15 protein-coding genes are annotated in these 13076 nt (G+C 57.5%); 14 read left to right on the top strand and 1 reads right to left on the bottom strand.

Annotation, left to right across the window (positions count from 1 at the left end):
• Positions 1 to 14 precede the first annotated feature (14 nt).
• Positions 15 to 1034: a ketol-acid reductoisomerase gene (ilvC, locus tag ASF29_RS07425; RefSeq protein WP_062450017.1), complete on the top strand. Its 1020-nt coding sequence runs from the start codon at positions 15 to 17 to the stop codon at positions 1032 to 1034.
• A gap of 141 nt (positions 1035 to 1175) precedes the next feature.
• On the top strand, positions 1176 to 1679 hold the full coding sequence (locus ASF29_RS07420; RefSeq protein WP_162237885.1) for a nuclear transport factor 2 family protein: 504 nt from the start codon (positions 1176 to 1178) through the stop codon (positions 1677 to 1679).
• A gap of 186 nt (positions 1680 to 1865) precedes the next feature.
• On the opposite strand, the gene ASF29_RS07415 is transcribed toward ASF29_RS07420, so the two are convergent.
• Complete coding sequence (locus tag ASF29_RS07415) at positions 1866 to 2321, bottom strand: RbsD/FucU family protein (RefSeq protein WP_062450015.1); 456 nt, start codon at positions 2319 to 2321, stop codon at positions 1866 to 1868.
• Between the two features lie 240 nt (positions 2322 to 2561).
• On the opposite strand from ASF29_RS07415, the gene ASF29_RS07410 reads away from it, so the two are divergent.
• From ASF29_RS07410 to ASF29_RS07350, 12 genes are all read left to right on the top strand, one after another.
• Positions 2562 to 3806: a PLP-dependent aminotransferase family protein gene (locus ASF29_RS07410; protein WP_062450014.1), complete on the top strand. Its 1245-nt coding sequence runs from the start codon at positions 2562 to 2564 to the stop codon at positions 3804 to 3806.
• 137 nt (positions 3807 to 3943) lie between these two features.
• Complete coding sequence (locus tag ASF29_RS07405) at positions 3944 to 4774, top strand: PhzF family phenazine biosynthesis protein (protein WP_062450013.1); 831 nt, start codon at positions 3944 to 3946, stop codon at positions 4772 to 4774.
• 81 nt (positions 4775 to 4855) lie between these two features.
• A complete protein-coding gene (locus tag ASF29_RS07400; protein ID WP_062450012.1) occupies positions 4856 to 5839 on the top strand; it encodes an ABC transporter substrate-binding protein in 984 nt (327 codons plus the stop codon).
• Between the two features lie 9 nt (positions 5840 to 5848).
• On the top strand, positions 5849 to 7543 hold the full coding sequence (locus ASF29_RS07395) for an iron ABC transporter permease (protein ID WP_062450011.1): 1695 nt from the start codon (positions 5849 to 5851) through the stop codon (positions 7541 to 7543).
• The gene (locus ASF29_RS07390; RefSeq protein WP_062450010.1) at positions 7531 to 8559 is read left to right on the top strand and encodes an ABC transporter ATP-binding protein; all 1029 of its coding nucleotides are present in this window, start codon (positions 7531 to 7533) and stop codon (positions 8557 to 8559) included. Before ASF29_RS07395 ends, ASF29_RS07390 begins: the two co-directional genes overlap by 13 nt.
• A 58-nt stretch (positions 8560 to 8617) precedes the next feature.
• Positions 8618 to 9727 carry an endonuclease/exonuclease/phosphatase family protein gene (locus ASF29_RS07385; protein ID WP_062450009.1) on the top strand — a complete coding sequence of 370 codons (1110 nt, stop codon included), beginning with the start codon at positions 8618 to 8620 and terminating at the stop codon, positions 9725 to 9727.
• A 281-nt stretch (positions 9728 to 10008) separates the two neighbouring features.
• A complete protein-coding gene (locus tag ASF29_RS24855) occupies positions 10009 to 10173 on the top strand; it encodes a hypothetical protein (RefSeq protein WP_244473506.1) in 165 nt (54 codons plus the stop codon).
• 358 nt (positions 10174 to 10531) lie between these two features.
• Complete coding sequence (locus ASF29_RS07375; RefSeq protein WP_062450008.1) at positions 10532 to 10813, top strand: hypothetical protein; 282 nt, start codon at positions 10532 to 10534, stop codon at positions 10811 to 10813.
• 501 nt (positions 10814 to 11314) lie between these two features.
• Positions 11315 to 11572 (top strand): hypothetical protein, encoded by a 258-nt coding sequence (locus ASF29_RS07365; protein ID WP_062450006.1) that lies wholly within the window; start codon positions 11315 to 11317, stop codon positions 11570 to 11572.
• Positions 11573 to 11644: 72 nt separating this feature from the next.
• A complete protein-coding gene (locus ASF29_RS07360; RefSeq protein WP_156462566.1) occupies positions 11645 to 11905 on the top strand; it encodes a hypothetical protein in 261 nt (86 codons plus the stop codon).
• Entirely contained in the window at positions 11874 to 12395 is a 522-nt protein-coding gene (locus ASF29_RS07355) for a hypothetical protein (RefSeq protein ID WP_062450004.1), read from the top strand. Before ASF29_RS07360 ends, ASF29_RS07355 begins: the two co-directional genes overlap by 32 nt.
• Before the next feature lie 252 nt (positions 12396 to 12647).
• A complete protein-coding gene (locus ASF29_RS07350) occupies positions 12648 to 12884 on the top strand; it encodes a hypothetical protein (RefSeq protein ID WP_062450003.1) in 237 nt (78 codons plus the stop codon).
• The last annotated feature ends 192 nt before the right edge of the window (positions 12885 to 13076 follow it).

Here is a 13076-nt window from a genome sequence, read left to right as displayed (position 1 = left end):
GAAGGACTACCGAAATGCGCGTCTATTACGATCGTGATGCCGATCTCAATCTCATCAAGGCGAAGAATGTCGCCATCGTCGGTTACGGCTCGCAGGGTCGCGCCCATGCGCTGAACCTGAAGGACAGCGGCCAGACGAACATCGCCATCGCTCTGAAGGCTGGTTCCGGCACCATCAAGAAGGCTGAAGCCGATGGCTTCAAGGTCATGACAGTTGCCGAAGCTGCCAAGTGGGCCGACCTTTTGATGATGGCAACGCCTGACGAACTTCAGGCCGACATCTACAAGGCAGAGATTGCCGACAACATTCGTGATGGTGCAGCGATTGCATTCGCCCACGGCCTCAACGTTCACTTCGGCCTCATCGAGCCAAAGGCTTCGCTCGACGTCGTCATGATCGCACCGAAGGGCCCAGGCCATACGGTTCGCGGCGAATACCAGAAGGGCGGCGGCGTGCCTTGCCTCGTTGCCGTTCACCAGAACGCTTCCGGCAACGCTCTTGAAGTCGCTCTCTCCTACGCCTGCGGCGTTGGCGGCGGTCGCTCCGGCATCATCGAAACCAACTTCAAGGAAGAGTGCGAAACCGACCTTTTCGGCGAACAGGTCGTTCTGTGCGGCGGTCTCGTCGAGCTGATCCGCGCCGGTTTCGAAACGCTGGTCGAAGGCGGTTATGCGCCTGAAATGGCCTATTTCGAGTGCCTGCACGAAGTAAAGCTCATCGTGGACCTGATCTACGAAGGCGGCATCGCCAACATGAACTACTCCATCTCCAACACGGCAGAATGGGGCGAATACGTCACCGGCCCGCGCATCATCACCGCTGAAACAAAGGCTGAAATGAAGCGCGTCCTGCACGACATCCAGACCGGCAAGTTCACGTCCGACTGGATGCAGGAATACCGCTCCGGTGCTGCCCGCTTCAAGGGCATCCGCCGCATGAACGACGTTCACCAGATCGAAGAAGTCGGCGCGAAACTTCGCGGCATGATGCCTTGGATCGGCAAGAACAAGCTGGTTGATAAGGCTGTGAACTAAGCTTGCTCGGGCCTTCTCCATTCTGCTGAAGGCTTAGGTGAAGATTGCAAGGACGCGGAGGGCAACTTCCGCGTCCTTTTTTCTTGTCGATGACATTGAAAGCTGGTTTTCTCCTCCGAATTGATTGCAGAGGATGTCGCCGTGCATGATCAGGACACCTTATTATCCGAAACAGATTTGGATGAAATCCGGCAACTGGAAGAAAGCCTGTGGATCGCCGAGACACGTTTCGACGTTGTGTTGATGAACGAGATTCTTGCGAAAGACTTTTTTGAGTTCGGACGATCGGGGCGAACGTATAACAGGGCGGAGATACTTGTCGAGGCTCGTCCGGGACAGACGATAAATGCAACCATTCCCCTGTTGAATTTTCATGCTCGACTGCTGTCACCTGGAATCGTTCAGGTGACGTATGTGAGTGAAGCAGTTTACGGTGGTAAAGTGGAGTGGGCCAATCGCTCTTCGATCTGGAGTCGCGACGGTGATGGTTGGAAACTGCGGTTTCATCAAGGGACGCCGGTCGACAAATCGGCTGACGGTACGTCTCATTCGCTCTCTCATGTTGCCAACGCTGAACGACTGCGCAGTTCGATGGAACAACTTCAGAGCGGTGAGGTGATTGAGCGCGATCCGACCGAAGCTTGATGGGTTTCTGGTCGCTCACCTCCCTCATTCCTGTGCTTGTCACAGGAATCCAGCCAGCCCAAGTCTTTGGGCTGAGGAGAGTCTTTTCGCCGCGCAGACGCGCGACGACTGGATTCCTGTGACGAGCACAGGAATGAGGGGGTGTTATAAGACTGCGTGGAAGCTAAGATGCCTTGAGAGGCCGCCTCACGCTCCAGTCGGAGCAATCACACCCTTCGTCAGAATAAAGCACCCATAGAACCGCGTTTCACCCGTCGTGATCACGCAATAGGCATCCTTTGCCTGCTCATAAAACGCGAAGCGCTCGATGCCATACATCGGCGCAGATTTGCCTTCGGCGGCGTCTATTTCGGCCTGCACTTCGGCCTGCACTGGCTCGATCTGGTCTGGTGCGCCCATGACTTCCATGCGGCCGACGGAGGGCTGGATGGGGGTGTCGAGGGGGAAGACGGAGAGGATGGCTTGCATGGCGCGGGCGGCGGAGATGTTTTCCATGCGCAGAACCTGACCGACCACCGTGTGCTGGGCGATGCTGTCGGATGGGAAGTTGGTGTCCGTGATGACAAGCGTGTCGGCGTGGCCCATGGCGCGCAGCGCGTGCAGCACATCGGCGTTGAGAGCCGGGTCGATATTCTTGAGCATTGTATCCTCCGTCATGCTTCAAATCAGTGGTTTGCAATCGACCCGGAAATTGCCTCGCCGTCAATCCATCGTGATGCCGATTGTAGACTCTGGGCCAAAGATGTATTGCGGGTGCGCCATCTGGGAGGCTGCGCAGAAAAGCTGAAAAACCGTACCGAAAATCGATAAGTCAGTATTGCTGACCTATCAGTGTTTCGATACATATATGCGCAAGAAAACGAAACAAGAGGAAACGAACCCATGCTCGATTGGGAACAAATATTCGCCACGCGCTCTTCGCGCATGAAGGCGTCTGAAATCCGCGAATTGCTGAAGCTGCTGGAGCAGCCGGATATCATTTCCTTTGCCGGTGGTATTCCCGACCCGGCGCTGTTTCCAGACCAGGAATTCAAGCAGGCTTACGCGGATATTTTCTCCGGCCCGCAGGTCAATTCCGCCCTGCAATATTCCGTCAGCGAAGGCTACAAGCCGCTGCGCGAATGGATCGTGAAGGATATGGCGAAGATCGGCATCGAATGCTCGGTCGATAACGTTTTCATCACATCCGGTTCGCAGCAGGCGCTGGATTACCTCGGCAAGCTGTTCCTGTCACCCAACGATACGGCGCTGGTGACATGGCCGACCTATCTCGGCGCGCTCTCGGCCTTCAACGCCTATGAGCCGACCTACGACCAGCTGAACCCTGGTGGTAACCGCACGCCGCAGACCTACCGCGATGCCGCGACAAAGGCTGGTGGTTCGGTGAAGTTCGCGTATCTTTCGGCTGACTTCTCCAACCCGACCGGCGAAACCGTCGATCTGGCCGGTCGCAAGAAGCTGCTGGAACTGGCCGATGAGCTGGATATTGCCGTTCTCGAAGACGGCGCCTATCAGAACCTGCGTTTCGATGGCGAGCCCGTAACGCCAATCCTTGCGCTGGATATCGCCCGCAGCGGCACCATCGAAAAGACCCGCACGATCTATTCCGGCAGCTTCTCCAAGACACTGGCCCCGGGCCTGCGCGTCGGCTTCGTGGTTGCAGCCATGCCTGTCATCCGCAAGCTGGTGCTGATGAAGCAGGCCGCCGATCTGCATTCCTCGACCATCAACCAGATGGCCGTCGAGCATGTCGCCTCGCGCGGTTTCGACAAACAGGTTGCCAAGATCAAGGCCGCGTATAGCGCGCGCCGCGATGCAATGCTGGTCGCCCTCGAAAAGTACATGCCAAAGTCTGCCCGCTGGACGAAGCCGGAAGGCGGCATGTTCGTATGGGTCACCTTGCCCGAAGGCATGGATGGCGCGGAGCTTCTTGCCAAGTCGCTATCCACGGAGCGCGTGGCCTTCGTACCGGGCAAGGCCTTCTTTGCCGATGGGTCGGGTGCCAACACCTTGCGCGTCAGCTTCTCCTGCGCCAACGAGCAGATGATCGACGAAGGCATCAAGCGCCTTGGTCGTTTGATTGCTGGAGCGGAAACGACGTCCAACGCGACGATGCCGCTGGTTTAAGCAGCAACTTTTTTACGTCATCCTCGGGCTTGTCCCGAGGATCTGACGCACCCCAACATCAAACGTGGTTGGACCCTCGGGATAAGCCCGAGGGTGACGAAAACTTGTGTCTTCAAATCCCACAAAAGGATTCCCTCATGACCAGCCAGCACGCATTCCAGCAAGTCGATGTCTTTTCGTCAGAGCCGCTCAAAGGCAATCCTCTCGCTGTCGTGTGCGATGCGGATGGCTTGTCGGATGGGCAGATGGCGGCCTTTGCCAACTGGACGAATCTGAGTGAAACGACGTTTCTGCTGAAACCGACATCGCCGGATGCCGATTATCGGGTGCGGATTTTTACGCCGCATGGTGAGTTGCCTTTTGCTGGCCATCCGACGCTTGGCACATGTCATGTCTGGCTTTCACGTCAGGGCACGGCAGACAAGAGCGAAGTTGTACAGCAATGCGAGGCGGGTCTGGTTCGGATCAGGGTGTCCGACGGCAAGCTTGCGTTTGCCGCACCGCCCTTGCGCAAATCCGGCCCGGTGGATGCCGAAACGCTGATAAAAGTTGCAGCCGCGCTTTCGCTCTCGCCAGACGCCATCGTCAATGCGAACTGGACCGACAATGGTCCTGGCTGGCTGTCGCTTCTGTTGCGCACGCGCAAGGATGTGCTGGACATCAAGCCGAACTATGGCTCGCTGTATGAGGGTTTTCATGTCGGCGTCGTTGCGCCATGCGGCAACGACATCGATGCCGACTTCGAGGTTCGGGCCTTCACCGACGGTTACGAAGACCCGGTTACCGGCAGCCTGAATGCGGGCATTGCGCAATGGCTGATCGGCCATGGAATCGCGCCGCATAACTACGTGGCAAGCCAGGGCACGGTTCTGGGACGGGCAGGGCGAGTCAGCGTCGATAAGATCGGTGACGACATCTGGATCGGTGGTGCGGTGACGGTGTTGATCAAGGGGACTGTGACCCTGTAATCGGTGTGCAAAACCTGCCTGTCACATACATGTTATGGATTTGTGTTTTAGCGGTGCCAGATCGCAACTGGAACCGCATTTATGAAAACGCTTCTCTCCGCCTTCACGGCCATCGTTTCGCTCGGCATGCTCATGGGCAGCGCCCAGGCGGCTGATCTGGTTCTCTATACCAGTCAGCCGAACGAGGATGCGCAGGCAACCGTCGATGGCTTCAAGGCTGCCAACCCAAACATCGACATTCAGTGGGTGCGTGACGGAACGCCGAAGATCATGGCAAAGCTGATGGCCGAGATCGAAGCGGGCAACCCCGTTGCCGACGTGCTGCTGATTGCCGATACGGTTACGCTGGAGCGCATGAAGCAGAACAAGCAGCTTCTGGCCTACAAGTCGCCGGAAGCCGCCCATTACGATGCTGCTTTCTATGATGCGGATGGCTATTATTACTCCACCAAGCTCATCACCACCGGCATCATGTACAACACGCAGGCTGCGATGAAGCCGACAAGCTGGAAGGATCTGGCAAAGCCGGAAGCCAAGGGCCTCGTCACCATGCCAAGCCCGCTGACCTCTGGTGCCGCACTCATCCACGCGCAGACGCTGGCTGGCGTCAGCAGCCTCGGCTGGGATTATTACAAGGCGCTCAAGGAAAATGGCGCGATTGCCGCTGGTGGCAACGGTGCCGTGCTAAAGTCCGTCGCATCGGGCGAAAAAGCCTATGGCGTCGTGGTCGATTACATGCCGATCCGTGAGAAGGCCAAGGGCGCGCCGGTTGAGTTCGTGTTCCCGGAAGAGGGCGTTTCTGCCGTAACAGAGCCCGTCGGCATTCTCGCCAACACCAAGCATGCCGAAGCCGCCAAGAAGTTCGTGGATTATGTTCTGTCCGCAAAGGGCCAGGAAGGCTTCGTCAAGCTCGGCTATATTCCGGCCCGCAACGACGTTGCCCTGCCGGAAGGCTTCCCGGCGCGCGACAAGATCAAGGTGCTGCCGATCAATGCGCCTGAAGCGCTGAAGAACTCGGAAAAGGACCTGAAAACCTTCTCGGATATCTTCGGCTCCAAGGGCTGATCTGCATTCATGCAAAGCGTGTCCAAGACAGGAAACAGCCAGCCGCGCTGGCTGTTTCCCTTTGTGGTTTCAGTCGTTTTCATGCTGAGCGCCCTGCCGCTGGGGCGGCTGGCCTATACCGGCATCGTCTCGTCACTCAAAGGTGACATGTGGCCGCTGCTGAGCGATCCGGCGCTGTGGAACGCGGTGGTGAACACGCTGTCCACATCCTTCTTCGGCATGGTTATTTCGCTTACCATCGGGGCCGGTTTCGCGCTGGCGCTGACACTGTGCGATATCAGGGCCAAGTCGGCGCTGAGCTTTCTCTTCATGCTGCCGATGATGATCCCGCCGCAGGTGACAGCACTGTCATGGATCGGCATGACCGGGCCATCCAGCACACTGCTGAAGGCCATCGGTCTTGCGCCGCCCTTGGGCTCGCCACAGCCGCTTTATTCTATTGCTGGAATTGCGCTGCTGCTGGGCGTGCAGCATGCGCCGCTGGTTTATCTGTCGCTTCGCGCCGGGCTGCTGGCCTTGCCACAGGATGGTATCGAGGCGGCCAAGCTTTCCGGCGCGTCTTCCTGGCAGGTGCTGAAAGACATCATCCTGCCGCTGGCCATGCCGGGGCTGATTGCGGGTGCGGCCATCTCCTTCGTATCGGGAGTGGGCAATTTCGGCATTCCCGCCATTCTCGGCATTCCCGCATCCATCTTCACGCTACCGACGTTGATCTACAGCCGCTTTGCCAGCTTCGGCAGCAGCACCTTCGGGGATATCGCCATGCTCTCGGGCATGATCGCCATCATCTCCGTCCTTGGTCTTGCGATACAGGAACGGGCGATGAAGGGGCGCGATTACCGCATCATCGGCCTGTCCGGCAAGGCCGCGACCTTCCAGCTTGGTGGTTGGCGGATGCTGGCGGAGTTGGCGCTCTGGCTCGGCATCTTCTTCATGCTGGTGGCGCCGTTGATGGCACTGGTCGTCAGTTCGCTGGCACCTGCCTATGGTGTGCCGCTTACCCTAAAGACCGCCACGCTGCACGCCTATGAGGAAATTCTGTTCCGGCAGGCGGTGACGCGCACGGCCTTTGCCAACTCGCTGTTTCTCGCCACGGCAACATCGCTTTGTCTCCTGGCGGTGACAATATTGACGGCGTATTTTCTGGTGCGCGGCAAAAGCCGTTTCATGTTCCTGCTGTCGGCACTGGTGGACATTCCCTATGCGCTGCCGGGCGTCGTCATTTCGGTGTCCTATGTTCTGTTGTTTGCCGCGCCCATTCCGCTGCTGGGCGTGACGCTTTACGGCACGCTGTGGATCATTCTGCTCGCCTATTTCTCCTCCTTCTTCGCCGTCAGCTTGAAGCCGATGGTCTCGGCTTTCACGCAATTCGACCCGGCCTTGGAAGAGGCGGCACGTCTGGCAGGGGCCGGGTTCTGGCGGCGGATGTTCGATATCATTCTGCCGCTGGTCGGGCCTGCGGCAGGGGCTTCGGTTATTCTCGTGTTCCTCATTGCCTGCAACGAGCTGACGGTGTCGGCGCTGCTGTGGTCCGCAGGCACGCAGACGCTGGGCGTGGTGATCTATAATCTCGATGACAGCGGCAGTTTCGATCTGGCCTCCGCACTCTCGGTGCTGGTGGTGGCGATGGTGATCGTCCTCATGCTGCTTCTGGAAGTGCTCGGCCGAAAACTGCCGAAGGGAGTTGTGCCTTGGCGAAACTGATCCTCAACCGCCTGTCCAAGAGTTTTGGCGGCGGCAAACCGGCTGTCAACGACGTCTCGATGACCATTCGTGAAGGTGGCTTTCTGGCGCTGCTCGGCCCTTCTGGCTGTGGCAAGACCACTGTCCTACGCATGATTGCCGGTTTCGAGCAGCCGACGGACGGCGCCATTCTGCTGGGTGACCGCGTGCTGGCCGATGCCGGCAGCATGGTGCCGCCGGAGCGGCGCAACATGGCGATGGTGTTCCAATCCTACGCGCTGTGGCCGCATATGACCGTGGCCGACAACGCCGGTTATCCGCTGAAGGTGCGCGGCATTTCCGGTGAGGCCTACAAGCGCAAGGTGGCAGACGCGCTGGCCACCGTGCGGCTGGAAGCCTATGCGGACCGCCGCCCATCCGAGCTTTCCGGCGGGCAAAGGCAGCGCGTGGCACTGGCCCGCTGCCTCGTTACCGAACCTGATGTCGTGCTGCTGGACGAACCGCTCGCCAATCTCGACCGGCATCTGCGCCAGGAAATGGAAGAAACCTTCCGCGAATTCCACGCCACATCAGGCGCAACCATGGTCTATGTCACCCATGACCAGGCCGAAGCCATGGCGCTCGCCACCGATGTCGCTGTGATGTCCGAGGGCAAGCTGTTGCAGATGGCAGCACCGGCGGAACTCTACGCCCGCCCCGAAGGCAGGCTCGTCGGCGGGCTGGTGGGGCAGGGTGCGATACTCTCTCTACCGCTGTCGGAGAATGCGCCAAGGTCTCTGGACTGGAGCCAGTTGCGGCCAATGATGGCAGGTGAAAGCTCGGCGTCACCAAGCGGAGACATTCTGGTGCGCCCGCAGGATGTGATACAGAACGGCGAAGGCATAGGCTGCCGCGTTGCCAACATTCTCTACGAAGGTGAACGCTATGCCCTACGGCTAACGCTGCCGGACGGGCAGGTGCTGCGCGCCTATTCCCGCGAGCCCGCCGCCATCGGCTCGCTCTTCCCCATCGTGATCCGTTCGGCCTGGCGGCTGTAATCCTTGCCGTGACGGGAGAAACGGATAGTCTTAGCTGAGACCAAACCGGGAATGATTCATGTCGCTGCGGCTTGCCACGTTCAACATCGAAAACCTGATGACGCGTTTCGATTATACCGGCTTTCGCAACCAGACGCGGCGTGACCGGGCCATGCAGCTTTTCGATGTGCGCGATGAGGCCACCTATCAGGCGCTGGAAAGCGCGCGCATGCTGGCATCCACCGATGACACGCGCCAGCTTTCGGCTCTCGCCATTGCCGATGCTGACGCAGACATTCTGTGCCTGCAGGAGGTCGATAACATGGCTGCGCTTCAGGCCTTTGAATACGGCTATCTCTACCGCATGGTGGGCAATGGCTACCGTCAGAAATATCTGGTGGAAGGCAATGACAGCCGTGGCATCGATGTCGCCGTCATCATGCGTGAGGAAACGCTGGATGGCGAAAAGATCGAGCTTGTCGAGATCAAAAGCCACGCGACGCTGACCTATCGCGAGCTTGGCCTGTTCACGCCGGAACTGGCGCTGACGAACCGCATCGACGACAAGATTTTCAAACGTGATTGCCTGGAACTCGACCTGCGCATCGGAGGCAAACCCTTCACGCTTTACGTCACGCATCTGAAATCCATGACCAATGCGCGGGAGGCAGGCGATGCCCGGCTTTCCACCATGCCCGTGCGCGAAGCCGAAGTCCGCGCCATCCGCCGCATCATCGAAAACCGTTTTGGGGCAGATAAAACCCGCTCAATGAATTTCGCCATCTGCGGCGACATGAACGATTATCAGGAGCGCGTCACCATCTCCGGCAACCGCCGCACCGGCTACAGCTTCACGCCCGTGAAAGAAGAGCGCAGCGCACTCGATATTCTCAGCAAGGACGGCTTTGCCATAAACCCCATGCTGCGCCGTGACGACATGGACCGCTGGACGCTCTACCACTCCCGCGGCCCGCAGGAACAGCATCTTTGCCAGCTCGACTATATCTGGCTCTCACCGCATCTGGCGGAGATCAACGCCACCAGCACCCCCGAAATCATCCGTGGCGGCCAGCCCTACCGCACGATCTTTCCGCCAGGGCAGGAGGTTGAGCGTTACCCGCGCACGGGTTGGGATAGGCCAAAGGCTTCGGACCATTGCCCGGTGGTGATGACGTTGGATCTGGGGTGACGGGTATCTCAATGAGTGTCAGTAGGTGTTGAGGACTAGCCTCCGCCCTCAAGCGCTGCATACGATGGGTGAGCTGCTCTATACGAAGAACGAGAGCGTGAAGTTCAAAGCAGCCGAGTATCTGGACGGTCTGAACCGTGGATCGCATACGGTTGGCGCTACACAGGCCAACGTGCAGATCAACAATAGCAACACGGTCAGCGTCACCCCAGGTTACGCCATTGATCTGCGCCCCGATGACGCACCACAGATACGGTGCAACTTTCTTCGGAGATGGTGCAATGCCACTAATGCAGTCAACACTTCCTTCTGTTGTCCCTGATTGGGATGTTCCGTTCGATATGGCAACGACGTTTGCCAATCCGCAGACGCTCACGGCAACAGGCTACGTCAACGCCATTCAGGCCAGGTCGATATCGGCGTCGGTCGCTGGATCGGCAAATTGACCCTCGACATCTCGGCCATGAAGGTTTCGGCGGCTGACGAGACATACCGCCTGTTCTTGCTTGGCTCGAACGACGCAGCCTTCGGTAACGGCAACGTTGAAATTCTTGCCTCTCAGGATTTCGCTGCCGCAACTGCTGGCCGGCTGGTGCCGACCGTGGCCCCCGCGTCCGACGCCGTTCCAAGCCCGCGCAAGAGCGCATCACGCTTCATTGTTCCGGTGACGAACCAGCGCGGAATCTACGTATCTCCGGCTCGATCTGGTTGCTGGCGGTACGGCTCCATCAATCTCGCTTGCCGCTTAACTGGCTGCTGGTCCGGAACCTTAACGGGGTCCATTCCAAGTCAGGAGAAAAGTGAATGTATAAAAACGTTTATCACATCGCCAAGCCAGACACGCCGGTCGAAATGTACGAAGTCGATGCGCGCGGCGCTGTTGCAAATTTCCCGAAGGAATATTCGGAACAGCCGTGGTCTGAAGAAGATGCCGAGGCATTTGCTGAAGCGCAGAAGAAGCCATCAGAAAAGCAGGGCGGCGGTGAACCAGTGAATTTCACTGCACCGTTTGAGGCGCGCGAAGGGCAAAGGCTGGTGGGCCGTCTTCGACGCAACCGGCAAACAAGTCGGCGGGTCGATCCGTGAACCTGAAGGCATCTCGTTCAACGGACTGACCGAAGAAGAAAAGCAGGATACGTCGACTCGGAGTCGACAAAAACCTGAAGCCGGAAGTCACTCCATCGCGACCGACTGGCTGAAGAAGAGCCGGGGGCGTGATGCCCTCGTTTTTTTTGTGTCCTGTGCTGTGCTTTGCTGGGGCTGTCTGAAACCGACATTCTCAGGTTCATGGACAATCTCTCGATTATCAATGATGCGCTGCGCCACCGGCAATAATACAGTGAATGTGCCGAACGATGACTCCGATGAGTACATCGTCGCCAACGGTGCTTTTGAGCGGGCGATCCGGTCGCTGACATCCCGCCATAGCTGGCCGTTTGCGACAACAAGCGAGTTGCTGGCTCGCGCACCTGACAGCGAAAACAAGTCCAGACGGTTTTCAAAAAACTGCTTCCGGCTCCTACAAGGCACTCTGCACGGGAAAGAGGTCTACCGGGACGGCTCGTATCTAACTGATTACGAGATCAGATGCTTGCGGGCAACAAGGAACTGAGCGGCAAGACGTTGGCACAGCACTTGAAGGGTTGGACGCCGGGATCACCGCTCTGGTATTCGAAGCTCGCCACTGATCGGCTCATCTTCGACAACATCCAGTCCATGATTGATCCTGATTACCGTTCATCGTTCGCCCGTTATGAGCGCCGGATGAAGAAGAACTTCGGTCAAACGTTCTGGTGGGGGCCGGGAGATAGCGCACCAAAGCGCGGGCCACGCCTGCCGCAATAGCCTGTGCTTTGCAGGCCACGACATTGAATGGGCAATCTCTCGCCAGCTCAATCAATTTTGGTGGCCCCATTCATGTCTACGACCGCACCAGACAAACGAATCACGACATATAGTCCTGTGGTCGCGACCACTGAATTTGCCGCGCTGTTCCCGGTCTTCGACAATGGCGACATCAAGGTTTATGTCGATGGCGAACCGTGCACCAACTTTGCAGTATCCGCAGTCTATGTCGAAGGTGTTTCAAATAACGTCAAAGCGGTATTCGCTGTTGGCGTAACTGGCAAAGTTGAGGTGGTGCGTCATGCCGCCGAACTCGGATTGGGCGCGCTCTAACGGTTCAACGGTTCGGCTTCCTGACGGTACTGCTCTCGACAGCACTGGAACCGTCACTGACGGCGTTCAGGAAGCGATCAATTTCGCATGTGGAAATGGACTGCGCGGATCGGGAAATTCCGATCTTGAAATTATTGGCGGTTCTGAGAAGACCGGCAACTATCAACTAGACGGACAGGCTGTTTTCGATTGTGTCGGCGGAATAGTGTTTCCCGCAATGCAGGGTAAATTCATCAAGATGGGTGCTATTACCTTGAATGTCTCAAGCGGCGCTGCGGCGGGAATCACCTTTGACTCTATGATGATGGTCGATGTCGATATGAGCGCTTCACAGCTCGTATTTGCAGGTTTGGGAAATGCTTTGAAATTCAAGCCTACGGTCGTGCCTCAGATTGATGGCATTGCATTTGGCATCCCGCCCGTCATTACCGACAGCCGCCTCAAACTGGGCCATATAGCTAACGTAAACACCGCTAATACGACCCCCTGATAAGAGTGTGGTGCGGTTTGAGTTGGGCAGCGGCAGCATTCTCAACACCAAGTTTGATTTTCGTGAAGTGCTAGGTTCGCCTACGAGCAGTGGAAAATATTATGGTTTCACTTCTCTCGACCCTGCCGGGGCGTTTGTTTTGCGCGCAACCTTATCGAATGCCCGCATCTGCACAACGTTCAAGTTGGCGTGCAGATTGGCACCACTGCGGCTACAGATGGTAAAGCTTTCGGGAACCGTTGGAGCCTTGGTATGGTCGGTGTTGGGACTGGTGATGCGATTAACACGTTTGGCAGCAATGACGTTTTCGATGTCGATATGAGCGGCTTCGCGAACTCTGCTGTGTTCCAGACCACGGCAAAGGGTAACCAAATTCGCGCTGCGCGTTTGAGCGGTCCTGTGTCGAATCAGGGGGCAAACAGTCGGCTTGATTACAGCGGACCTTTGGTCACATCCGCCATCACCGTGGGTGCTTCACCGTTTGTTTAAGAGAATAAAAATGTCGTAGACGAAGTTATCATTGTTCAAGCTGGAACACTCACAAGCAACACCTTCTTAGCCGCTACCGTGGCTGGATCGTACTATGACAGCGGTGAGGATAGAGCAGTTTCCCACTCAAACCTAGTATGGCAATGCGGGTTGCATATTCGGCAGTTCCAAATATGCGGAAGTTCTCTGTCA

The sequence above is a fragment of the Rhizobium sp. Leaf262 genome, from assembly GCF_001422245.1.
Classification (GTDB): Bacteria; Pseudomonadota; Alphaproteobacteria; order Rhizobiales; family Rhizobiaceae; genus Agrobacterium.
Note: the sequence above shows the minus strand (reverse complement) of the source record. Positions and strands in the feature narration are given on the sequence as shown.